The sequence below is a fragment of the Olsenella sp. An290 genome (assembly GCF_002159535.1).
Taxonomy (GTDB): domain Bacteria; phylum Actinomycetota; class Coriobacteriia; order Coriobacteriales; family Atopobiaceae; genus Thermophilibacter.
The window spans coordinates 1-21,961 of record NZ_NFIU01000017.1; the positions used below are offsets into that span (position 1 = coordinate 1).

General features: G+C 67.8%; 17 protein-coding genes. 12 read left to right on the forward strand and 5 right to left on the reverse strand.

Going from position 1 to position 21,961, the window contains the following annotated elements:
• Positions 1-99 precede the first annotated feature (99 nt).
• Together B5F84_RS08165 and B5F84_RS08170 are read right to left on the reverse strand one after the other, a co-directional pair.
• On the reverse strand, positions 100-1,464 hold the full coding sequence (locus B5F84_RS08165) for a PFL family protein (RefSeq protein ID WP_087322662.1): 1,365 nt from the start codon (positions 1,462-1,464) through the stop codon (positions 100-102).
• 142 nt (positions 1,465-1,606) lie between these two features.
• Positions 1,607-3,280: an OPT/YSL family transporter gene (locus B5F84_RS08170; protein WP_087322665.1), complete on the reverse strand. Its 1,674-nt coding sequence runs from the start codon at positions 3,278-3,280 to the stop codon at positions 1,607-1,609.
• A gap of 137 nt (positions 3,281-3,417) precedes the next feature.
• Here B5F84_RS08170 and B5F84_RS08175 point away from each other — a divergent pair, with 137 nt between their 5' ends.
• A complete protein-coding gene (locus B5F84_RS08175; protein ID WP_239378322.1) occupies positions 3,418-4,218 on the forward strand; it encodes a type III pantothenate kinase in 801 nt (266 codons plus the stop codon).
• A 354-nt stretch (positions 4,219-4,572) separates the two neighbouring features.
• Here the strand turns inward: B5F84_RS08175 and B5F84_RS08180 are convergent, their stop codons facing one another.
• The gene (locus B5F84_RS08180; protein ID WP_087322668.1) at positions 4,573-5,529 is read right to left on the reverse strand and encodes a hypothetical protein; all 957 of its coding nucleotides are present in this window, start codon (positions 5,527-5,529) and stop codon (positions 4,573-4,575) included.
• 696 nt (positions 5,530-6,225) lie between these two features.
• On the opposite strand from B5F84_RS08180, the gene B5F84_RS08185 reads away from it, so the two are divergent.
• Both B5F84_RS08185 and B5F84_RS08190 read left to right on the forward strand, forming a co-directional pair.
• Positions 6,226-6,903 (forward strand): TetR/AcrR family transcriptional regulator, encoded by a 678-nt coding sequence (locus B5F84_RS08185; protein ID WP_087322671.1) that lies wholly within the window; start codon positions 6,226-6,228, stop codon positions 6,901-6,903.
• Positions 6,903-11,525 carry a 2-hydroxyacyl-CoA dehydratase gene (locus tag B5F84_RS08190; protein WP_087322674.1) on the forward strand — a complete coding sequence of 1,541 codons (4,623 nt, stop codon included), beginning with the start codon at positions 6,903-6,905 and terminating at the stop codon, positions 11,523-11,525. Before B5F84_RS08185 ends, B5F84_RS08190 begins: the two co-directional genes overlap by 1 nt.
• 210 nt (positions 11,526-11,735) lie before the next feature.
• Here B5F84_RS08190 and B5F84_RS08195 read toward each other — a convergent pair whose 3' ends face one another.
• A complete protein-coding gene (locus B5F84_RS08195) occupies positions 11,736-12,341 on the reverse strand; it encodes a helix-turn-helix transcriptional regulator (RefSeq protein WP_087322677.1) in 606 nt (201 codons plus the stop codon).
• A 401-nt stretch (positions 12,342-12,742) separates the two neighbouring features.
• Between B5F84_RS08195 and B5F84_RS08200 the strand changes: the two genes are divergently transcribed.
• The 7 genes from B5F84_RS08200 to B5F84_RS08230 all read left to right on the forward strand — a co-directional run bounded on the left by B5F84_RS08200 (position 12,743) and on the right by B5F84_RS08230 (position 19,431).
• The gene (locus B5F84_RS08200) at positions 12,743-13,363 is read left to right on the forward strand and encodes a bifunctional 4-hydroxy-2-oxoglutarate aldolase/2-dehydro-3-deoxy-phosphogluconate aldolase (protein WP_087322680.1); all 621 of its coding nucleotides are present in this window, start codon (positions 12,743-12,745) and stop codon (positions 13,361-13,363) included.
• Between the two features lie 42 nt (positions 13,364-13,405).
• The gene (locus B5F84_RS08205) at positions 13,406-13,870 is read left to right on the forward strand and encodes a PTS sugar transporter subunit IIA (RefSeq protein ID WP_087314354.1); all 465 of its coding nucleotides are present in this window, start codon (positions 13,406-13,408) and stop codon (positions 13,868-13,870) included.
• 76 nt (positions 13,871-13,946) lie between these two features.
• Positions 13,947-14,231, forward strand: a complete 285-nt coding sequence (locus B5F84_RS08210) for a PTS sugar transporter subunit IIB (RefSeq protein ID WP_072374520.1) — start codon at positions 13,947-13,949, stop codon at positions 14,229-14,231.
• An 87-nt stretch (positions 14,232-14,318) separates the two neighbouring features.
• On the forward strand, positions 14,319-15,701 hold the full coding sequence (locus B5F84_RS08215; RefSeq protein WP_087322684.1) for a PTS transporter subunit IIC: 1,383 nt from the start codon (positions 14,319-14,321) through the stop codon (positions 15,699-15,701).
• Positions 15,702-15,773: 72 nt separating this feature from the next.
• Complete coding sequence (ilvD, locus tag B5F84_RS08220; RefSeq protein ID WP_087322688.1) at positions 15,774-17,417, forward strand: dihydroxy-acid dehydratase; 1,644 nt, start codon at positions 15,774-15,776, stop codon at positions 17,415-17,417.
• A 167-nt stretch (positions 17,418-17,584) separates the two neighbouring features.
• Positions 17,585-18,565 (forward strand): phosphoglycerate dehydrogenase, encoded by a 981-nt coding sequence (locus tag B5F84_RS08225; RefSeq protein WP_087322689.1) that lies wholly within the window; start codon positions 17,585-17,587, stop codon positions 18,563-18,565.
• 29 nt (positions 18,566-18,594) lie between these two features.
• Positions 18,595-19,431 carry a Cof-type HAD-IIB family hydrolase gene (locus B5F84_RS08230; protein ID WP_087322692.1) on the forward strand — a complete coding sequence of 279 codons (837 nt, stop codon included), beginning with the start codon at positions 18,595-18,597 and terminating at the stop codon, positions 19,429-19,431.
• Positions 19,432-19,444: 13 nt separating this feature from the next.
• Here B5F84_RS08230 and B5F84_RS08235 read toward each other — a convergent pair whose 3' ends face one another.
• Complete coding sequence (locus tag B5F84_RS08235; RefSeq protein WP_087322695.1) at positions 19,445-19,882, reverse strand: hypothetical protein; 438 nt, start codon at positions 19,880-19,882, stop codon at positions 19,445-19,447.
• A gap of 124 nt (positions 19,883-20,006) precedes the next feature.
• Between B5F84_RS08235 and pepT the strand changes: the two genes are divergently transcribed.
• Together pepT and B5F84_RS08245 are read left to right on the forward strand one after the other, a co-directional pair.
• Positions 20,007-21,263, forward strand: a complete 1,257-nt coding sequence (pepT, locus tag B5F84_RS08240; protein ID WP_087322698.1) for a peptidase T — start codon at positions 20,007-20,009, stop codon at positions 21,261-21,263.
• 4 nt (positions 21,264-21,267) lie between these two features.
• A complete protein-coding gene (locus B5F84_RS08245; protein WP_087322701.1) occupies positions 21,268-21,801 on the forward strand; it encodes a hypothetical protein in 534 nt (177 codons plus the stop codon).
• The last annotated feature ends 160 nt before the right edge of the window (positions 21,802-21,961 follow it).

The following is a 21,961-nucleotide window of genomic DNA, read 5'->3' on the forward strand; positions in this document are numbered from 1 at the left end:
GCCGGGCACTCCCCGGCCCCGCGCCCCCCGTCCTGGCGCAAAACAAAACCGGCCGGGGAGTGCCCGGCCGGCGTGGGTCCTGCTTCCTGGGCGGAGGCCCTAGTTCTTGAGCGAGTTGAGCGGTGCCGGGAAGCGACCGCCGCGGTGCGCGAACACCGAGCCGGCAAAGCGGTTCACCGGCATGACCGGCGCGGAGCCGAAGAGGCCGCCAAACTCGAGCATGTCGCCCTCCTCGCGACCGATGGCCGGGATGAGGCGCACCGCCGTGGTCTTGGTGTTGATCACGCCGATGGCCATCTCGTCGGCGATGATGCCGGCGATCGTCTCCGCGCTCGTGTCCCCGGGGACGGCGATCATGTCCAGGCCCACCGAGCACACGCAGGTCATGGCCTCGAGCTTCTCCAGGCTGAGCGCGCCGTCAACGGCCGCCCGGATCATGCCCGCGTCCTCGGAGACCGGAATGAACGCGCCGGACAGGCCGCCCACGCTGGAGGAGGCCATGACGCCGCCCTTCTTCACGGCGTCGTTCAAAAGCGCGAGCGCGCAGGTGGTGCCAGGGCCGCCGCACTCGCCCACGCCGATGATCTCGAGGATCTGGGCCACGGAGTCGCCCGCGGCCGGCGTCGGTGCCAGCGACAGGTCCACGATGCCCTTCTCGACCCCAAGCCGGCGCGACGCCTCGCGGCTCATGAGCTCGCCCGCGCGCGTGATCTTGAAGGCGGTCTGCTTGATCTTCTCGGCCACGTCCATGAGGCTCGCGGACTCCGGGAGCTCCGCCAGCGCCGCGGCCATGACGCCCGGGCCGGAGACGCCCACGTTGATGACGGCGTCGGCCTCGCCGGAGCCGTGTACGGCGCCTGCCATGAACGGCGAGTCCTCAACCATGTTGGCAAAGACCACGAACTTTGCGGCGCCATAGCAGTCAATGTCAACGGTGCGGCGCGCGCACTCGAGGATGGTCTCGGCCGAGAGCAGCACGGCGTCCATGTTGATGCCCGCGCGCGTGGACGCGATGTTGAGCGAGGAGCACACGCGCTCGGTGGTGGCCAGCGCCTCGGGGATGCTCGCGATGAGGCGGCGGTCCGTGGCGCCCATGCCCTTCTGGACGAGCGCGGAGAAGCCGCCCATGAAGTCGATGCCCAGGGCCTCGGCGGCGCGGTCCATGGCGTGCGCGAGCGGGGAGAGGTCCTCGTCGGCGCAGCCCGCCGCGATCTGCGCGATGGGCGTCACCGAGACGCGCTTGTTGGCGATGGGGATGCCGTACTCGGCCTCGAGGTCGTCGGCGGTCTCGACGAGGTGCTCGGCCGTGCGCGTGATGCGGTCGTAGACCTTGTCGCACATGCGGCCCATGTCCTCGTCCGCGCAGCCCGCGAGCGAGATGCCCATCGTGATGGTTCGAAGGTCGAGGTTCTGCTCGGAGACCATCGAGAGGGTCTCGGCCACTTCCTGCGGGGTGATGTCCACGGCGCCGCCTTTCGTCGTTTGGGTGCGTGCGACCTTTCATTATACGTCCCGGGCAACGATACGTCCCAGGCAACGAACGGGGTCCCGCGCGCCGGGCAAGAAGAACGACGGCCCCGGCACGCCTACCGGCCCCGGGGCCCCGCTACCCGGCGACCCCTCCCGTCGCAACGCTCACGAGCGCGATCACCACGCCCACGATCGACTCGCCGCCCAGGATGCCCGACGCCACGACGGTGCCGTTCTCCTCGGCGTTTTCGGCATGCCCGCGCGCGGCGCACACGCGCCCGTACGCCCACTTGGCAAGCCCGCCGAGCGACGCCGTGAGCGACATGTAGATCGGCAGGTAGACGCCCAGGCCAAACATCATGGCAGGCAGTCCCGTCCAGTAGAGCGCGATGCCGGCGAGAAGCCCCACCACAAAGCCCGGGATGCTCGGGATGCCGGAGACCATCGTGGCCACGACGCTCGCCTGGGTGGACACGAACATCTTCCCGGCGCCGAAGGCGTCGGTGCCGTAGGCGCTCGCAAGCGTCACCAGCACGGCCACGGCGACGACGGTGCCCAGGAGCGCGCCCACCGCCTGGCCGACCCACATGGCGCGCGGGCTCGACCCGATGATCTTGCCGGTCTTGAAGTCGCTCATCACGTCGCCCGCGAGGCCGCAGGCCACGGCCACCACGCCTGCCACGTAGAAGAGCTGCACCTGCGTGGCGTCGGAGAACGCCGCCACGGCCAGAAGCACGATGAGCCCGAAGATCTCCATCGGGTCGATGCCGGTCTGTCCCACGGACTGCGCGCTCATGACCGTGGTCACAAAGGCGAGAAGCACAACCACCACGGTCACGGCCGGCCCGAGGCCAAGCCCGATGCACACGAGAAGCGCCGCGGCGGCGACCATGAGCGCGAGCGCGCCAAAGTCACGCCTGGACCGGAGGTCCCCCGCGTCGTCCTTCTCGCCCTCCGCCTCACCTGCGAACGCGCCGCGCCCTCGAAGGAGCGCCGCCGCATGCGGGAGGATGTCCTTGAGCACCACGCCGAGGCCCGACCCCATCATGAGGCCCATGCCCAGGCTGGAGACGATGCCCTGCGCCGTGGTCACGTCCCAGAGGCCGGCCGCCGAGCCGCCCACGACGAGCCCGAAGTTGCCAAAAATCGCGCCGGCAAACCAGAAGAGAACGCCGATGCCGCCCGCGAGGTAGCCCATGGAGAGCATCTGCGGGGAGTTGTAGATCGCAAAGCTCACGCCTGGGATGGGAAGCTGCAGGAAGAGCGAAGGCATCCAGCCGAGCGCGTCGCGCGCCACGCACCACAGGCCCGCCAGTCCCATCGAGCCGAAGAGCCTCCGGCCCATGGCGCCGCCGGTCCTGGTGGCGATGAGCGTCTCGGCCGCGGCGGTGCCGATGGGGTACTCGAGGCCGGACTCCTCGACGAACCGGCGTCGGATGAGCGCCGTGCACACAAGTCCCAGCAGCGTGCCGGCCAGCGCCACGACGAGCATCTCGACCCAGCTGACCTCGTCGGCAAGGCCGAGCATCCAGATGCCGGGGATGGTGAAGGCGAGGCCTCCGGCCACCATGGAGCCGGCCGACATCACGATCTGCGTGACGTTGGCCTCGTTGAGGCTGCGGTGCCCGAAGGCGCGCAGCAGGAAGAGGGCGACGATGGAGGTGAAGATGGTGGGCCACGGCAGGGCGCCCAGCTTGAGGGCGGTGTAGACCGAGGACGCCGTGATGACGATGCAGCCAAGGCACCCGATGGCAATGCCCACGGGGCTCAGCTGGGCGCGCCACGAGGCGCGCGAGCTGCTCTTGCTCATATGTCTCCTTCGAATATCCGCTCCCCCGTGCGGGGAGTCGGGTTTCTGCGGACTGCTACAGTATACGGGCAGCAATTGGTTTTTGCTCGGGGCTTCTGGGCCGTTCGGGGGCCCGGCCGGGCGAAGTTGGAGGACGCATGGGCATGGCACACGGCACGAGGGACGCGCGCGAGAAGAACGTGCTGACGGTGGACGTGGGCAACACTCACACGCGCCTCGGGCTCTTCCGGGCGGGGGAGCTCGTTGGGACCTGCGAGCTCACGACGCCCGAGCGGCTCTCTGTTGACGAGGCGCGCATGCAGCTGGGCTCGGCCCTTGCGATGATGGGGGAGCTTGCGCCCGAGGACGCCATCCTTGCGTGCGTGGTGCCCACGCATGCCGACGTCTGGCGCCGCGCGCTTGTCGCAAGCTGCTCCGGGCGCGCCTATGTGGTGGGCCCGGGCCTCAGGACGGGCCTCAAGATGCGCTACGACGACCCCTCCGAGGTGGGCGCCGACCGCGTGGCCGACGTCGTGGCCGCACGGGCTGACTATGGGGCGCCCGTGGTGGTGGTTGACCTGGGCACGACGACGAACTTCGAGGTCGTGGATGCCGACGGGGCGTTTGCGGGCGGGATCATCGCCCCGGGCGTGGCGCTGGGCGCTCGCTCGCTCTCCGAGGCGGCGGCGCGGCTGCCCATGATCGAGCTGCGCGCACCGGCGTCCGTGGTTGGGCGCAACACGCGCGCGGCGATGCAGTCGGGCGTGGTCCTGGGGGAGGTCGCGCGCATCGACGGGCTGCTCGACGCGGTGATGGGCGAGCTCGGTGCCGAGGCGCCCGTGGTGATGACCGGCGTCGGCGCCCAGGACATGGCCGCCCTCCTGCGCCGTGACGTCCGCGTGGACGATACCCTCACGCTGCGCGGCCTCTGGCACCTCTGGCGCGCGAACGCCCGGTAGCGCCGCGCCCGGGCGCGGGCGCGGTGTGGGCCGCGAGGTTCTTCTCGCCCGTCGCGCGCCCCCTCTTTCCGGTTACGTACACCTTGGCGGGTTACGTACAATCCGGCCGGTTACGTACACGGAAAACGGCCCTAAAATTGGTTGCGTTTCATATTAATGCTGGTAAGAGCTTTAGGGCTGAGTGTACGTAACCGACCGGAGTGTACGTAACCGGAGAAAACGTACGTAGCCCGCCAAGGCGTACGTAACCGGAAAGGCACGTGGGGAGCGTTTCCGCGTCCGGAGGGTACCTGGACCGTGCGACGTCGGACGCGGCCCGGGCGCGCCGCGCGCCACCTTGCCCGGGCCCTCGCGCTACACGCGCATGAGCTCGTTGACGAGGCTGCGACGGAGCAGGATGAAGTCGTCGTCATGGGGGAGGGAGCGTCCAAAGCGCGCCGCGACCCGGTCGGTGAGCAGCCTGAGCGCCGCGTCGTCCTCGAGCAGCCCGTCGGTCACCGAGCGGACCATCCACCCCAGGTCGCGCAGGCCCTCGGAGCGGCTCGCGTCGCTGTCCAGCGCACGCGGCGCGGTGTGCCAGCGGTAGCTGTCGTACTCGAGGATGGTTCGGGTTCCTGGCCAGCAGATGTCAACGGTGACGTAGGGCTTCCCCAGCGCCAGCTGCAGCTCGGGCGGAATCTCGACGCGCTGGTTGAGGGCGGGAAGGGGCAGGCCGCACCCGCCCAGCTCGACGGGCAGGACGAGGGCGAGCACAAGGACGGTCTCCATGGGCGAGCGCGACCCGTCGACCACGTAGGGCAGCGCCTCGCGGACCCGCCCGGCCCCGTAGCCGCGCGCTGCGTCAAAGTATGTGCGCAGGTCACGGGCGGTATCGAGCGGCGCGCGCCGGAAAAAGCCCTCAGGGGACCGGGGCGAGCGAGCATAGGTGCCGCAGATTTCCGTTGCGATGGAGGCAGTGCGCGCAAGGCTTGAGCGCGGCGCCATCTGCTGCAGGCAAAAGCGCGGCGAGGCAAGAAGGACCTCGGGCGTGAGCTGGTAGAGCGCACCGGCAGGGAGCGGCGTCGACCAGATGTGGTTGCGCAGCACGGGCGTCCGGATGCGCCGGTCTTCCGCGCAGACGAGGATGTGGAGCGGCCGGGCGGGAGTCGCCTCGAGGCGAGCGGCGCGCAGGACGGACTCGTCAAGGGAGCTGGCGCACGGGAGCGACCAGCCCTCGGGCTGCTCGAGGGGCGGTCCCAGGCGGCGCGCGAGGTCCTTCTCGGCCCACCGGGAGAGGGCGGATATGTCGCAGACGGTGATCATGATGGCCAAGTGTAGCGGTAGGCACTTACACGAATCTGCCGTCTATCTGGCAGTTATATATCAAATTAGAAAGAATTGCGAGGTAGTCGACCCGTCGGGTCAAACGGCCGGGTCGAAGCCTTTCACGATATCCCCACATTTCTGTCCGCAGGTCCTTCTCGCCCGGCCCGCAGATTGGCGTTTGGCCTCAATTTGCCCGCCGAGCCTTGCCGAGCCTCGACGGGCCTCCGGGTACGTACATTCCGAACGGTTACGTACACGCTTTTCGGTTACGTACACTCCGGCCGGGTACGTACACTCACCTGCGCGCTCTCTACCAGCAAAAATATAAGTAGAAACCAAAAAGCGAGCTGTCCGGCGTGTACGTAACCGGCCAGAGTGTACGTAACCGGCGAAAGTGTACGTACCCGGGCGCGGGACGAGGCGGGAGGCCCTCGGCCTGCGCCCGGGCGAGAAGAACCTTGGCGAGAAGAACCTCGCGCCGCAGGCCCGTGCCGCCCCGTCCTTGCGCTGCTGCCCGCGTCTGTCCCGGTGCGGCCGCGCCTGGTTACGACCCCGTGGAGAACTTGTGCCACGCCTGGCGACGCGGGCTTTCTGCACAGGTTGTGCAATACTACGCAGGCTGTGAAATAACGGGGGCATCCGGCGACCCGGCACCCGCCCGGCGACCCGGCACCCGCCCCCCGGACACGACGAAGGGACCCCATGCAGGAGTGCGTGCTCAGCACGGACCGGCGCAGCGTTCGGACAAGAACCGCCCTGCGCCATGCCCTTGCCCGTGAGATCGACGCCACGGGCGACCTCTCCCGCGTCACCGTCACCGCGGTGACCGAGCGCGCCGGCGTCACGCGGCGCACCTTCTACTCCCACTTCCGCGACATCCCCGACCTCGTTCGCCAGATCGAGGACGAGACCCTCGCCGAGCTCCACGCCCCGCTCGCGCGCCTGGCCGCCTGTCACCTCAACGACCTGCGTGCCGCCCTCGACCGCGGCGAGCCCGCGCCCGGTGCGCAGGAGCTGCTCGCCTGCGTGCGCGAGCGCGGCGACTACCTGCGGCCGCTCCTCGGCAACGGGGGAGACCCGGCCTTCGCCGAGCGCATCAAGGCGCTCGCGCACGAGGTGATCGGCCTGCGGGCGCTCGACGGGCTCGACCTGCGCGCCCTGGGCCCGCTCTTCGACTACTACCTCACCTTTGCCATCTCGGCCGAGGTGGGCGTGCTGCTGCGCTGGCTTGACGCCGGCTGTCGCGAGAGCGTGCCCACGATGGCCCGCCTCATGACCGCGCTCATGTTCGTGCGCCCCGGCGACCTCTATGACAACCCCATCGACCTCGACATCCCGAGCTTTGCGCTTGCCGTCATGTGCTCCAAGGAGGACAACTAATGAGTAAGACCGCCGATTCCATCCAGGCCGAGAAGGCCGCCCGCCGCCCGCTCGAGCTCAGGCAGAACGGCGCCGAGCTCGCCCCGGCCCACCCCGCCGACTTCTCCCACGCGCGCCTGCGCCTGGGCATCGACGTGGGCTCCACCACGGTCAAGCTCGCCGTCATCGACGACAACGACAACCTCGTCTACGCCAACTACGAGCGCCACCACACCGACATTCGCGCCACGGCCAAGGAGCTCTTCGCCGGCGCGCGCAAGGTGGTCGGCGACGCCCCCATGCGCGTCTCCATCACCGGCTCCGGCGGCATGCTGCTCGCCAACTGGCTTGGCCTCGAGTTCGTCCAGGAGGTCATCGCCTCCAAGCGCGCCGTCGAGGCGCTCATCCCCCAGACCGACTGCGCCATCGAGCTCGGCGGCGAGGACGCCAAGATCATCTACTTCGACAACGGCATCGAGCAGCGCATGAACGGCACCTGCGCCGGCGGCACGGGCGCCTTCATCGACCAGATGGCCTCGCTGCTGCACACCGACGCCGCGGGCCTCAACGAGCTCGCCAAGGGCGCCACGCAGATCCACCCGATCGCCTCGCGCTGCGGCGTCTTTGCCAAGTCCGACGTCCAGCCGCTCCTGAACGAGGGCGCGCGCCCCGAGGACATCGCCGCCTCCATCTTCCAGGCGGTGGCCAACCAGACGGTCTCCGGCCTCGCGTGCGGCCACCCCATCCGCGGCTACGTCGCCTTCCTCGGAGGCCCGCTCCAGTACCTCTCCGAGCTCCGCCACCGCTTCTACGAGACGCTCGACCTCGACGAGGAGCACCGGATCGTGCCCGAGAACGCCCACCTCTTCGTGGCCACGGGCGCGGCCCTTGCCGGGGAGTCCGACAAGCGCGTCACCTTTGACGAGATCATCGGCCTGCTCGCCGAGCTCAAGGACACCCAGGGCTCCGAGGTCGCGCGCCTCGAGCCGCTCTTCGCGGGCGAGAAGGACTACGAGGAGTTCAAGGAGCGCCACGACCAGCAGGTGGTCCCCAAGGGCGACCTCGCCAGCTACCAGGGGCGTGTGTTCATCGGCATCGACGCCGGCTCCACCACGATGAAGTGCGCCGTGGTGGGCGAGTCCGGCGAGCTCCTCTACACCTGGTACGGCAACAACAACGGCGACGTCCTCGGCACCGCGCGCCGCATCATGGACGACATCTACGACCGCCTGCCCGCGGGCTGCGCGATCGGCCACGTGACCACCACCGGCTACGGCGAGCAGATCCTCATCGAGGCCCTGCGCGCGGACTCCGGGGAGATCGAGACCGTCGCGCACCTGCGCGGCGCCAAGGCCTTTGTCCCGGACGTGCAGTTCATCCTGGACATCGGCGGCCAGGACATGAAGTGCCTCCAGGTCAAGGACGGCGTCATCGAGCACATCATGCTCAACGAGGCGTGCTCGTCGGGCTGCGGCTCCTTCATCGAGAGCTTCGCCGTGTCCATGAACATGACCGTGCAGGACTTCGCGCAGGCGGCCGTCACCGCCAAGAGCCCCGTGGACCTGGGCTCCCGCTGCACCGTCTTCATGAACTCCCGCGTCAAGCAGGCGCAGAAGGAGGGCGCGACCATCGGCGACGTGGCGGCCGGCCTTTCCTACTCCGTCATCAAGAACGCCCTCTTCAAGGTCATCAAGCTGCGCGACTTCGACGAGATCGGCCAGTGGTGCGTGGTCCAGGGCGGCACCTTCATGTCCGACGCCACCCTGCGCGCCTTCGAGAAGCTCACCGGCCGCAACGTCATCCGCCCGGACATCGCCGGCTGCATGGGCGCCTATGGCGCGGCCCTTCTCGCCCGCGACCGCGCCGGCGCCGCGGGCACCTCGCAGATCCTCTCCCGTGAGGACATCGACAGCCTCAAGGTCAAGCACACCAACGTCCACTGCGGCCGCTGCTCCAACAACTGCCTGCTCACCATCAACGACTTTGGCGGCGGCCGTCGCTTCATCACGGGCAACCGCTGCGAGAAGGGCGCCGGCGGCTCCCGCGCCAAGAAGAGCGACGCGCCCAACCTCTTTGAGTTCAAGAACAAGCTGCTCTTTGACCGGCCCGTGCTCGACCCCGAGAGCGCGCCGCGCGGCACCGTGGGCATCCCGCGCGCCCTCAACATGTACGAGAACTACCCCTTCTGGCACGCGTTCTTCACCAAGCTCGGCTTCTCGGTGGTGCTCTCCGACCAGACCTCGGCGGCCACCTATGACGCTGGCATCGAGTCCATGCCCTCCGAGTCCGTGTGCTACCCGGCCAAGCTCTCCCACGGTCACCTCATGAACCTCCTCAAGAAGGACCCGGACTTCATCTGGATGCCCTGCATCCGCTGGGAGCGCAAGGAGGACGACGGCGCGACCAACCACTACAACTGCCCGATCGTCATGAGCTACCCGCAGGCGCTGGGCCTGAACGTCGACGAGCTCGCCACGGGCAACGTCGAGTTCCTCTCGCCCTTCATCCCCTACGACAAGAAGCGCGAGCTCAAGCGTCGCCTCTACGAGCTCGTCAGCGTCCAGCGCGAGAAGGACGCCGCCGAGGGCCGCGGCCGCGTGCGGGGCGAGCGCATCACCCGCTCCGAGATCGACGCGGCGGTGAACTACGCCTGGCAGGCCGACCTCGACTTCAAGGACGCCATGCACCGCGCAGGCGACGACGCGCTGCGCTGGATCGAGGCCCACGACGGCCACGGCATCGTGCTCGCCGGCCGCCCCTACCACAACGACCCCGAGATCAACCATGCCATTCCCGAGCTCGTGCACTCCTTCGGCTTTGCCGTGCTCACGGAGGACTCCGTCGCGCACAAGATGAGGCCCGAGCGCCCCATCCGCGTGGTCGACCAGTGGATGTTCCACAGCCGCCTCTACCGCGCCGCGCGCTTCGTCGCCTCCAGGAACGACCTCGACCTCATCCAGCTCTTCTCGTTTGGCTGCGGCCTTGACGCCCTCACCACCGACCAGGTCCAGGAGATCCTCGAGGCCTCGGGCAAGATCTACACGGTCCTCAAGATCGACCAGGTGTCCAACCTGGGTGCGGCGCGCATCCGCATCCGCTCGCTCATGGCCGCGCTCGCCGAGCAGCGCGAGGGCCTGCGCCGCGCGGCGAGCCAGGGCGCGATCCGCGAGGTCGAGCCCATCGACGTGCTCCAGGCCGACGGCTCGCTCGAGCGCTCCCGCACCACGCCGGAGGGCCGCGTGCCGGTCTACCGCAAGGCGGAGAGCGCGGCGTTCGAGAAGGTCCGCTACACCGAGGACATGCAGAGGAAGGGCTACACCATCCTCGTCCCGCAGATGGCGCCCATCCACTTTGACCTGCTCGAGGTTCTTCTCAAGAGCGCGGGCTACAACGTGGTGCTGCTGCCGTCGGTGGACCAGGGCGCCGTCGAGGCCGGCCTCAAGTACGTCAACAACGACATCTGCTACCCCTCGATCCTGGTCACGGGCCAGATCATGGAGGCGGTGCTCTCCGGGAAGTACGACCTCTCGCGCCTGGCGGTCATCATCACCCAGACCGGCGGCGGCTGCCGCGCGACCAACTACATCGCGCTCATCCGCAAGGCCCTCAAGGACTCCGGCCACCCGGAGATCCCGGTGATCTCCCTCACCGCGGCGTCCGGTCTTGACGAGGACAACCCCGGCTTCAGCATCTTCAAGCCCGAGATCCTCTCCAAGGCGGTCTTTGCGCTGCTCTACGGCGACCTCATCATGCAGCTGCTCTACCGCTGCCGCCCCTACGAGGCCGAGCCGGGAGCTGCCGACGCGCTCTACGAGCGCATGATGGCCGACGCCAAGGCGCTCATCGCGTCCGCGTCGCCCTCGCGCAAGCGCTTCTACGAGCTCTGCCAGCGCACGGTGGACGCCTTCGAGGCGCTGCCGCTCGTGAACGACCGCTCCAAGCCGCGCGTGGGCGTGGTGGGCGAGATTCTCGTCAAGTTCCACCCCACGGCCAACAACCAGGTGGTCAAGGTCATTGAGCAGGAGGGGTGCGAGGCCAACGTGCCGGGGCTCGTGGACTTCTTCCTCTTTGGCATGACCAACGCGATCAACATGAAGGACGAGCTCGGGACCAAGGCCACGAGCCGCCTCACGCACATGGCGGGCATCAAGCTCATCGAGGGCTTCCGCGAGCCCATCAACAAGATGCTCGAGAAGTCCACGCGCTTCCAGCCGTACCCCGACATCTTCGAGCTGGCCGCCAAGGCCGAGCAGGTGCTGTCGCTCTGCAACACGATGGGCGAGGGGTGGCTCCTCACGGCCGAGATGGTCGACCTCATCGAGTGCGGCACGCCCAACATCGTGTGCTGCTCGCCGTTTGCGTGCCTGCCCAACCACGTGGTCGGCAAGTCCGTGATCAAGCGCCTGCGCCAGATGCACCCCGAGAGCAACATCGTGGCCGTGGACTACGACCCCGGCGCCTCCGAGGTGAACCAGCTCAACCGCATCAAGCTCATGATCTCGGTGGCCAAGGAGAACTACCGCGAGAACCGCGAGGGGGGCTTCCGCCTGGAGAACCCCACGGACCCCACGCGCACCGGCGAGGACTTTGGCCCCATCCACCTGAGCGACGAGCAGCTTGCGCAGCTGAACAGCCTCAAGTAGCTAAGCGGGGAGGGCGGCACAGCCGCCCTCCCCGCTTCTTTCTGCAAAATCGACCTTCAGTCCATATTGTGGCTGCGGGCGACGGCGTGGCAATGGGCAACTCGTCACTCGAGGTCAAGGCAGCCGCCGACCACGTCGCCCCGCCGTGCGACGAGGCCGACGTGGCGCGCTACCTGGAGCCGATGCTGCGAGGGTGAGCCTCTCTGGCCTCTAGAGCATCACCCAGGGCAGGCGCGACTCGGGCACCATGATGCCCAAGAGGACGATGAGCGTGACGGCGATGATCGCGCCGAGCACGAACTGCATGATGACGTTGCCGGTGTTGCGTCCGGCCTTGCGCTTGATGACGAAGGCGGTCTGGGAGCCGTCGGCCGCTTCGAGCGCGTCGCGGAACGCCTTGGCGCGCTGCGCGCGCGGGCCGCGGCGCTGCCAGACGAGGGCGAGCAGCCCCACGATCAGGACGGCCTCGGTGACGCGGATGGCGATCTGCAGCGCGTCCGGGTCGGTGTGGGAGAGGGCAATGAGGACGAGGGCGCAGGCGGCGGTCACGACGGAGACGACGCCCATGACGGCCGTCTCGTAGGTCTCGGTCCCCTCGATGACCTTGACCATGAGCTCCTCGTCCTTCTCGATGAGGCGCGGAATCTTGACCTTGAGGGCCATGGCGAGCGAGAGCAGCTGCTCCTGACCGGGGAACTCCTGGCCGCTCTCCCACGCGGCGACGGTCTCCTGGCTCACGCCTGCCTTCTCCGCCAGCTTGGCCTGCGACCAGCCGTGCCCCTCGCGCAGCTTGGTGACCGTGGACCCAAACTCCATGCCAGCTCCTGTCGTAGGGGGCCTGTGTTGGGCACATTCTTGCGCATAAGTATGGAGAAAAAATGAAGAATAGAATCAGATATTCAGATAATATTCAGAAAAGGAAAAAGAATATGCAAACAAAAATGAGACTCAAGTAGTGATACTTCGGAACAAATCTGCCGTATCGTTTCAGGTTGAGCTTATCACAGGATTACAAATTGAGTAATGAGATGCTGCTCAATATGGGCGATTTACGAAAACCACAGATAAACGGGCCGTCTCATCAAGAGCTGCCTTCGTGCCGACCTGAATTCCTCTGACGGTCTCGATATGCAAAAATTGTGAAGTAAGGCCAAATTTTGAAAACATAATATGCAGACCTAGAATCTCACCAACGGAATCGGACAGAGGAGGCAGGTATGTGCGAGCTCGTTCTTCCCAAGGTGACCGTCATTCTCCGCGGCTATGAGACCAAGCAGGTCCTCACCGTCGTGGAGCAGCTCGTCGGCACCAAGGTCAACTCCATCGAGGTGGCCAGCAACTCCCCGCACGCGATGGAGTCGATCGCGGCGGCGCGCAAGGAGTTTGGCGCCGAGGTCCACGTGGGTGCCGGCACGGTGAAGAACGCCGAGCTCGCCCGCCAGGCCATCGCCGCCGGGGCCGAGTTCATGCTCTCGCCGATCATGTTCACCCAGGAGATCTTCGACCTCGCCAAGGAGGCCGGCGTCATCACCGTCCCCGCCGCCTTCAGCCCCACCGAGATCCAGAAGATGATCGACATGGGCGCCGACATTGTGAAGGTCTTCCCGGCCGGCCAGCTCGGTCCGGACTACCTCAAGGCCGTCCAGGCGCCGCTCGGCAAGCTGCCGCTCATGGTCGTCGGCGGCGTGAACGTCGCGAACGTCCAGTCCTACTTCGACAAGGGAGCCACCTACGCGGGCATCGGCTCCGGCATCTTCGATCCCGCCGACATCGAGGCGTGCGACGCCCCCAAGCTCGCCGCGTCGATCAAGAAGCTCGAGGAGAGCGTCGTCTGGTAACGGGTCGCGCACGCGGCCCCCAAAACAGAGAAGGAGAAGAGCATGGCAGATCTGAGCTTTGACAGCTCCCTCGTTGTCCGCATCGACGAGGAGGGCCTCAGCTGCGAGGACGTGGAGCGCCGCCTGGCGGGCGTCCTCGAGGAGCAGGGCTACGTAAAGGACACCTACGCCCAGGCGATCGTCGACCGCGAGGCGAACTTCCCGACCGCGCTCGACATGGGCGGCCTCAACGTCGCCATCCCGCACTGCGACGTCGTGAACGTCAACAAGGCGGCCATGTGCATGGGCGTCCTGGCCAACCCCGTCGACTGGCACAAGATGGACGAGCCCGACGAGACCTGCAAGGTCTCCGTCGTGTGCATGCTGGCCCTCACCGAGGCCCACGCCCACCTCGAGATGCTCCAGAAGGTCATCGCCTTCGTCCAGGACCAGGAGCTCGTCGGCAAGGTCATCGCGGCACAGGACGCCGACGAGGTCTTCTCGCTCGCCGGCTCGCTGCTCGTCTAGCGGCCCGTCCCGCCATCAGGTAAGAGGCGCACCACAGGGGTGCGCTCAAGGCTCTCTTTGAGAGAAAGGAACGAAAATGGCAAAGCGTGTTCTCGTGGCCTGCGGAAACGGCGTCGCCACCTCCACCGTCGTCGCCGCCAAGATCAAGGACTACTGCGCCGACCACGGCGTGGCGATCCAGGTCACCCAGTGCAAGATGCTCGAGCTCCACGACAAGGCCAACGACTACGACCTCGTGGTCACCTCCGGCAAGTTCAAGGACGCCGACGTCAAGACCCCGATCATCATGGCCATCGCCCTGCTCACCGGCATCAACGAGCAGGCCACGCTCGACAAGATCGTCGAGGCGCTCAAGGACTAGCTGACGCCCCGCGGACACGTCCGCTGGCGTGCGGGTCCCGTCGCCCCGCGTTCTTCTCGACCGTCCTCAATGTGAGAAAGGAAAGGCATGGACGCATTCCTTGAGACAGTCAGAACTGTCTTCCAGGCGCTCATCGACGCCGGCGCCTACGTCATGCTGCCGATCATCATCACGATCATCGGCCTCGTCTTCCGCATGAACATCGGCAAGGCGTTCAAGAGCGGCATCACCATCACCTGCGGCTTCGTGGGCATCAACCTGCTCGTGAACCTGCTCAAGTCCGCGGTCTCCCCGGCCGCGAGCGCGATGGTCGCCAACTTTGGCCTCAACCTCGACGTCACCGACGTCGGCTGGGGCGCCATCTCCTCGGTCACCTGGGCCTCTCCCATCGTGGCCTTCCTGGTCTTTGAGATCCTGGGCATCAACATCCTCATGCTGGTCCTCAAGCTCACCAAGACCATGGACGTCGACATCTGGAACTACCACCACATGATGATCGCCGGCATCCTCGTCTTCTTTGTGACGAACAACATCGTCTGGGCCCTCATTGCCACGGCCTTCACCGCCGTCATGACGCTCAAGTTCGCCGACTGGACCTCGCCGCTGATCGAGCACTTCTTCGGGATTCCCGACGTCACGCTCCCGACGATCTCCTACACGTCGTCGATCATCGTCGCTGCCCCGCTCAACTGGGTCATCGACCGCATCCCCGGCCTCAACAAGGTCAACGTCTCCATCCGCAACGTCCAGAAGTACCTCGGCATCTTCGGCGACCCGATGATGCTGGGCCTCATCCTGGGCTGCGCCATGGGCGCCCTGGCCCTGATGCCGATTGACCAGATCTTCCTCACGGGCGTCAACGTCGCCGCCGTCATGGTCCTCATGCCCAAGATGACCGCCATGTTCGTCGAGGGCCTCATGCCCATCTCCGACGGCGCCCAGAAGTTCACGACCAAGCACTTCGGCGGCCAGTCGCTCTCCATCGGCCTCGACGCCGCGGTCGTCGTGGGCAACCCCGAGGTCATCACCACGGCCCTCATCATGATCCCGGTCACGATCTTCCTGGCCTTCGTCCTCCCGGGCAACCGCATGATGCCGCTGGCCGACCTCTCCGTCGTCACGTTCCGCGTCGCCCTCGTCGTCGCGCTCTGCCGCGGCAACGTGTTCCGCTCCATCCTCATCTCCATCCCGGTGATGGCCGCCATCCTGTACGCCGGCACCTTCGCCGCCCCGTACCTCACGGACCTGGCCACCTCCACCGGCCTGTCCTTCGATGGCCAGATCGCGTCCATGGCCGGCCCGTCGCTCACGCAGACCGCCATCGTCTTCTGGACCTGCATCTCCGAGAACGCGATCATCCTCGTTCCGGTCGCCATCGTCGTCTTCGTCGCCGTCTGGTTCCTCGTCGAGAAGAAGATCGGCATGGACAAGATCGAGGCCTACGCCGCCGAGTATGAGGAGATGGAGTAGTCACCCATCTCATTTGAGGTGGCGGGTGCCGCCGGTTGGGTGGCGCCCGCCACGTACCCAGAGGGGGAAACCATGGAACGTGCAATCGACAAGCTGGAGCCCTTCCAGCGAGCTATCTCAAAGGCCCACCTGGCCGCAGCCGGCGTCGCCGTGGACTCGCTTGAGAACCCCGACAAGCCCCTCATCGCGATCGCGAACAGCTGGAACGAGGTGTGCCCGGGCCACGAGCCGCTCAGGAAGCTGGCCGAGGAGGTCAAGAAGGGCGTGCTCGAGGCCGGCGGAGAGCCGATCGAGTTCAACACCATCGGCATGTGCGACGGTATCGCCCAGGGCCACGCGGGCATGCGCTACTGCCTGCCCCACCGCGAGATCATCGCGGACTCCTGCGAGGCCATGATCGTGGGTGAGGGCTGCTTCGACGGCGTGGTCTACCTCGGCAGCTGCGACAAGATCATCCCCGCCATGCTCATGGCCGCCGCCCGCATCGACCTGCCCTCGGCGCTCGTGACCTGCGGGCCGTGCTACGACGAGATCAAGCCGTCCGAGTCCAAGGCCCTGCGCGCGCGCTTCCTGGCCGGCGAGGCCACCGAGCGCGACGTCATCGAGGGCACCCTGCGCTACTACACCGGCCCCGGCGTCTGCCCCTTCCTGGGCACCGCCAACACCATGGGCTGCCTGACCGAGGGCCTCGGCATGATGCTGCCCAACGGCGCGCTGTGGCCGTCGTCCACGAGCCAGCGGCGCTTCTCGGCCCGCCAGACCGGCGCGGCCGTCGTCGACCTCGTCCGTCGCGGCATCAAGCCGTCCGACATCATGACGCAGGAGGCGATCGACAACACCGTCAAGCTGCTCGCCTCCATCGGCGGCTCGCTCAACGCCCTCATCCACCTGCCCGCCCTCGCCGCCGAGCTCGGCCTGGAGTGCACGTGGACCCAGGTGGCGGAGATCACCTCCAAGACGCCCGTCATCTGCAACGTCGTGCCCAACGGCGACATCTCCTGCGTGAACCTCTACAAGGCCGGCGGCATCCCCGCCGTCCTCGAGACCATCGCGGGCGACCTCGACACGTCGGTCATGACGGTCACGGGCAAGACGCTCGCCGAGAACCTCGAGACCTCGGTGCTGCGCTGCGACCGCTCGGTCATCCGCACCCAGGACGACCCCGCCTCCGTCGCCAACGGCATCCAGGTGCTCTACGGCAACCTCGCGCCCGAGGGCGCCCTGGTCAAGACGAGCGCCGTCCCCGCCGACCAGCACGTCTGGAGCGGCACCGCGATGGTGTTCAACTCCGAGGAGGAGGCCTTCGAGGCCTACAACGCCCACGCGATCAAGCCGGGCACGGGCGTCATCATCCGCTACGAGGGCCCCAAGGGCGGTCCCGGCATGAAGGAGCTCCACCGCGTCACGGAGATCATGAAGGGCATCCCCGACTCCGCCGTCATCACCGACGGGCGCTTCTCCGGCGCCTCCGGCGGCCTCTCGGTGGGCTACCTCTGCCCCGAGGCCTTCGACGGCGCGCCGATCGCGCTCGTCGAGAACGGCGACAAGATCAACATCGACCTAACCAAGAACCTCATCGAGGTCGAGGTCAGCGACGAGGAGTTCGCTCGCCGCAAGCAGGGCTGGAAGCCCGTCATCCACGAGAACGGCGGCCACCTGCTGGCCCGCTACGCTCGCCAGGTGAGCTCCGCCAAGACGGGCGCCGTCATCGGATAGGCACGTCTGTCTGCCATGCGGGGCCGCCCGGTGCCAGGGGAGATGGCGCCGGGCGGCCCCCTCCTTTGTGTGGGCTGCCGGGACTTCTGCCGCGCCCGCGTCCGCATGGCGCCGCTCAGGGGGTAAAATACCCTCCGAACAGCGCGCATTATGGGAAGGGGCACGACGTGTCGAATTCGTTTGCGGTCGCGTCGTGTGCGGCGACGTTTGGCATCTTTGACACCAGCGCGGTCGAGCGGCTCGAGGCCGCGGGCTGCACGGTGCGCGTCAACCCCTACGGCCGCCCGCTTACCGGGGGCGAGATCGTCGAGCACGCCCGCGGCTGCGACGCCATCGTGCTCGGCAACGACTACCTGGACGCCGCCACCATGGACAAGCTCCCCACGCTGCGTCTCATCGCGCGCCACGGCGCGGGCTTCGACGGCATCGACTTCGCCGAGGCGGTCCGCCGCGGCATCACGATCACCAACACGCCCGGCGCCAATCGCGAGGAGACGGCCGACCTCACCTTCGCGCTGATCCTCGACCTCGCTCGCATGATCACCCAGACCGTGGTGCAGCTCAAGTCCGGCGTCTGGAACAAGATCCCGGGCAGGAGCCTCTACGGCAAGACCATCGGCATCATCGGTGTGGGCGCCATCGGCATGTCCGTCGCGGCGCGCGCCATGGGCTTCGGGATGGACATCCTGGGCTACGACATCGTCCAGCGCCCCGAGGCCTCCCACTACGGGCTGCTCTACACGGGCCTCGACGAGCTGCTCGAGAAGTCCGACGTGGTGACGATCCACGCTCCGCTCACCTCCGCCACGCGCAACCTCCTCGGCGCGCGCGAGTTCCGTCGCATGAAGGAGGGGACGCTGCTGATCAACACGGCGCGCGCCGGCATCGTGCGGGAGTCGGCGCTCGGGCGGGCGCTGCTCTCGGGGCACCTGGGCGGCTACGCGGTGGACGTCTACGAGCGCGAGCCGCCCACGCTGCCCAAGTTCTACGAGCTTCCCAACGTGCTCACGACCCCGCACATCGGCTCGGCGACGCTCGAGGCCAACCGGCGCATGGGCGACGTCGTGGCGGACAACATCATCGCCTTCAAGGACGGCAAGGAGCCGCCCAACCGAGTGACGTACGCGGACCGCGTCCGCTTCTCGTAGCACGCGCCGCGCTCCGATAGGGGGACCCTGTGGTCAAGCTCGTCTTTGTTGACATGGACGGTACCTTCCTCGACTCGTCGAAGGCCGTCACGCCCGAGAACGCCGCCGCGCTCGACGCCGCGGCCGCCCTCGGGGTCCAGTTTGTCCCCTGCACCGGCCGCAACGTCGCCGGCCTGCCGCGGGAGCTCCTCGAGCACCCGTGCGTGCGGTATGCCGTCTGCGCCAACGGCGCCATCGTGGCCGAGGTCGCCGGCGGGCGCACCCTGCGCGAGGTCAGCATCGAGAAGGACCTGGTGCTCGACCTCTACCGCCGGGTACGCGACCTCCCGATTACCTTTGACATCTTCGCGGACTCCACCGTCTATACCGAGCGCGAGCGCTTCTCGCTGATCGACGGGCTCGACCTCGGCGACGCCACCAAGGACTTCGTCCGCAGCGTGCGCACCGTCTACGACGGGAGCTTCGAGGACCAGCTCGCCCGCGTCGGGAACGTGTGCCGCCTGAACGTCTTCTACCGTCGTCCCGAGGACCGCGACGCGGTCTGCGCGCTGATCGACGACGTCCCCACGCTGCGGCACACCTCGTCGCTGCCGTGCAACATCGAGGTCACCGACAGTTCCGCCCACAAGGGCGCGGGCCTGCGCTGGCTCTGCGACTACCTGGGCGTCTCGCCCGCGGACTGCATCGCCTTCGGTGACGGGGACAACGACCGCACGATGCTCGAGGCCGCCGGCGACGGCGTGGCGATGGCCAACGCCTGCGCCGCCACGCTCGCGGCCGCCGACCACGTGACCGCCTCCTGCGACGAGTCGGGTGTGGGACGCTACCTGGCGCCGATCTTCTCGGCCATGGCGCCCGCGCGCTGAGGGCCGCGGAGCGCTATCCGCTCGTGGCGAGCGCGGAGATGGCGTTTCTGACCTCGTCCGCGCCGGCGGGGGAGTCGGCGGCCACGAACACCGTGTCGTGGCCCGCGACGGTGCCGAGCACGTGGGGGAGCCGCGCCTCGTCGATGACGCGTGCCACGCTTTGGGCGGTCTCGGGCTGGGTGAGCACCACCACGAGGGCCTGCCCCGGGGCGCTTCTCGTCTCCACCACAAACTCCGAGAGCACGAGCTGCAGGTTGAGGTCCTCCTCGAGGACGTAGAACCCGCCCGCGAGCTTGCGGAGGTGCATCTCCGAGACGTCGCGCGAGACCGTGGCCTGCGTGCAGCTGAAGCCCTGCTCCCCGAGGGCGGCGACGAGCTCGTTCTGCGTGCGGATGGACTGCGCGCGGACGATGCCGCGAATCGCCTCCTGCCTGCCGTTGCTGCGCTTCATGGCTCCCTCCTTCACGGCACCATTGTAGCCCTGCGGCGCGCGTCCCTCTGACCTTCGGCTGACACTCGTCGCCGCGCCCTGCGCTAGACTAGCAGGCGAGAAGAACAGGCAAAGGAGGCACCCCATGTCCGACGTCCTCGAGCGGTTCCTGCGCTATGTGCAGGTTGACTCCCCATCAGACCCCGACCACATGGACGTGACGCCGTCCACGCCCTGCCAGCATGAGATGGCACGCGTCCTTGGCGAGGACCTGCGGGCCATTGGCTGCCAGGACGTCGTGGTGGACGAGCACGCCTACGTGACGGGCACCCTGCCCGCATCTCCCGGGGCCGAGGGGCTTCCCGCGCTCATGCTCTGCGCGCACATCGACGCCTCCCCGGACGCGCCCGCCCACGGCGTGCGCCCGCACCTCGTTCGCTACGAGGGCGGCCCGCTCGTCGCGGGCGTCGTCGACGGCGAGCCCGTCCAGACCACGCCCGAGCAGGTTCCCGACCTCGAGCGCTTTGTGGGTCAGGACATCGTCTGCACCGACGGGACCACGCTCCTCTCGGCCGACGACAAGGCGGGGGTCGCCGAGATCATGGCCCTTCTCGCCCGGCTCTCGGCCCACCCCGAGCTCCCGCACCCCACAATCAAGGCCGCCTTTGTCCCGGACGAGGAGATCGGCCACGGCGCGGGCCTGCTCGACGTCGAGGCGCTCGGTGCCCGATGGGGCTATACCGTGGACGGCGAGGCGCTCGGCGAGTTCAACTACGAGTGCTTCTCGGCCAGCGAGGCCACGGTCCGCGTGCGCGGCGTGATGGTGCACCCGGGCAGCGCCAAGAACGTCATGGTCAACGCCATAACGGTGGCCGCGGAGTTCCAGCAGATGATTCCCGCCGCGGAGCGCCCGGAGCACACGGAGGGGCGCGAGGGCTTCTATCACCCCACCGACATCGAGGGCACGGCCTCCGAGGTCACCCTCACCTACATCCTGCGCGACTTTGACGCCGACGCCTTCGCCCGTCGCGAGAAGTGCCTGCGCGACGTTGCCGCCTTCCTGAACGCGCGCTACGGCGAGGGTACCGTCACCGTGACCGTTCGCGAGCAGTACCGCAACATGGCCGAGCGCCTGCGCGGCATGGACTTCCTCGTGGACCACGCGCTCGCCGCCAACCGCGAGGTGGGGATCGACCCCGTGGTGGTGCCCGCCCGCGGCGGCACCGACGGCGCCCAGCTCACCTTCCGCGGCCTGCCGTGCCCCAACATCGCCACGGGCGGCTACAACGCCCACTCCGTGCGCGAGTTCATCCCGGTCTCGAGCCTCGAGGTGACCGTTGACCTGCTGGAGCGTCTGGTGGCCCGCTTTGCCGTGCCGCAGGACGAGAGCCAGGGGGCGTAGCGCCATGCCCGTCGAGCCCCTCATGGCGGTGTGCGTGCTCGCGCCCGTGGCGGCCTTCGTCCTGGAGCGGGTGGGCAGCGCGCGCATCTCCGAGCGCCACCACAGCCATCACGACACCTATGTCGTGCCGGCCACGTACACCCGCGCGCTCGTGCTCATGATCGCGTTCATGGGCTTCATGGGGGTCGTCCTTGGGGGGTTCAGCCTTCAGGGCGTGCTCAGCGCGTCCGCGCCGGCGGTGCTCGGGTTCTTTGGCGGCTTCGTGCTGACCTCGTTCGTTCTGTGGTGGGTGACGTGCCGCTACAAGGTCTCGACCTTCGACGACCGCATGGAGGTGACGCCGTTCGTGGGCGCCCCCATCACGGTTCGCTACGAGGACATCGAGCGGATGGAGTGGTGCGGGCTGCGCAAGGGGTCGGGCTATCGCGACCTGGCCGTCTGGGTTGGCGGCCGGCGCGTGGTGCGGCTCAACGGCATCGTGGACGTTGAGCAGATCATCATGTGCATCGACCGCTTCGACGCGCTCCCGCCGGTGTAGGGCAGGGCGCGGCGCCCCTGCCGGCGCGGCCGCGTCCGTCGCGCTTACCGAGAAAAACGTCCCGCTCCCCAATTGCCATTATGTTACTGGCAATTAAATGCCATCTGAAAAGTTACAATTCGAGCGTCTGCGCGTGGCCCGGAGAGCGGTCCCGCGCCTG

Excerpts from the sequence above, each read along its gene's own strand:
- B5F84_RS08170 (WP_087322665.1), bottom strand. The coding sequence starts at position 3,280 with ATGAGCAAGAGCAGCTCGCGCGCCTCGTGGCGCGCCCAGCTGAGCCCC.
- B5F84_RS08175 (WP_239378322.1), top strand. The coding sequence starts at position 3,418 with ATGGGCATGGCACACGGCACGAGGGACGCGCGCGAGAAGAACGTGCTG.
- B5F84_RS08185 (WP_087322671.1), top strand. The coding sequence starts at position 6,226 with ATGCAGGAGTGCGTGCTCAGCACGGACCGGCGCAGCGTTCGGACAAGA.
- B5F84_RS08190 (WP_087322674.1), top strand. The coding sequence starts at position 6,903 with ATGAGTAAGACCGCCGATTCCATCCAGGCCGAGAAGGCCGCCCGCCGC.
- B5F84_RS08195 (WP_087322677.1), bottom strand. The coding sequence starts at position 12,341 with ATGGAGTTTGGGTCCACGGTCACCAAGCTGCGCGAGGGGCACGGCTGG.
- B5F84_RS08200 (WP_087322680.1), top strand. The coding sequence starts at position 12,743 with ATGTGCGAGCTCGTTCTTCCCAAGGTGACCGTCATTCTCCGCGGCTAT.
- B5F84_RS08205 (WP_087314354.1), top strand. The coding sequence starts at position 13,406 with ATGGCAGATCTGAGCTTTGACAGCTCCCTCGTTGTCCGCATCGACGAG.
- B5F84_RS08210 (WP_072374520.1), top strand. The coding sequence starts at position 13,947 with ATGGCAAAGCGTGTTCTCGTGGCCTGCGGAAACGGCGTCGCCACCTCC.
- B5F84_RS08215 (WP_087322684.1), top strand. The coding sequence starts at position 14,319 with ATGGACGCATTCCTTGAGACAGTCAGAACTGTCTTCCAGGCGCTCATC.
- ilvD (WP_087322688.1), top strand. The coding sequence starts at position 15,774 with ATGGAACGTGCAATCGACAAGCTGGAGCCCTTCCAGCGAGCTATCTCA.
- B5F84_RS08235 (WP_087322695.1), bottom strand. The coding sequence starts at position 19,882 with ATGAAGCGCAGCAACGGCAGGCAGGAGGCGATTCGCGGCATCGTCCGC.
- pepT (WP_087322698.1), top strand. The coding sequence starts at position 20,007 with ATGTCCGACGTCCTCGAGCGGTTCCTGCGCTATGTGCAGGTTGACTCC.
- B5F84_RS08245 (WP_087322701.1), top strand. The coding sequence starts at position 21,268 with ATGCCCGTCGAGCCCCTCATGGCGGTGTGCGTGCTCGCGCCCGTGGCG.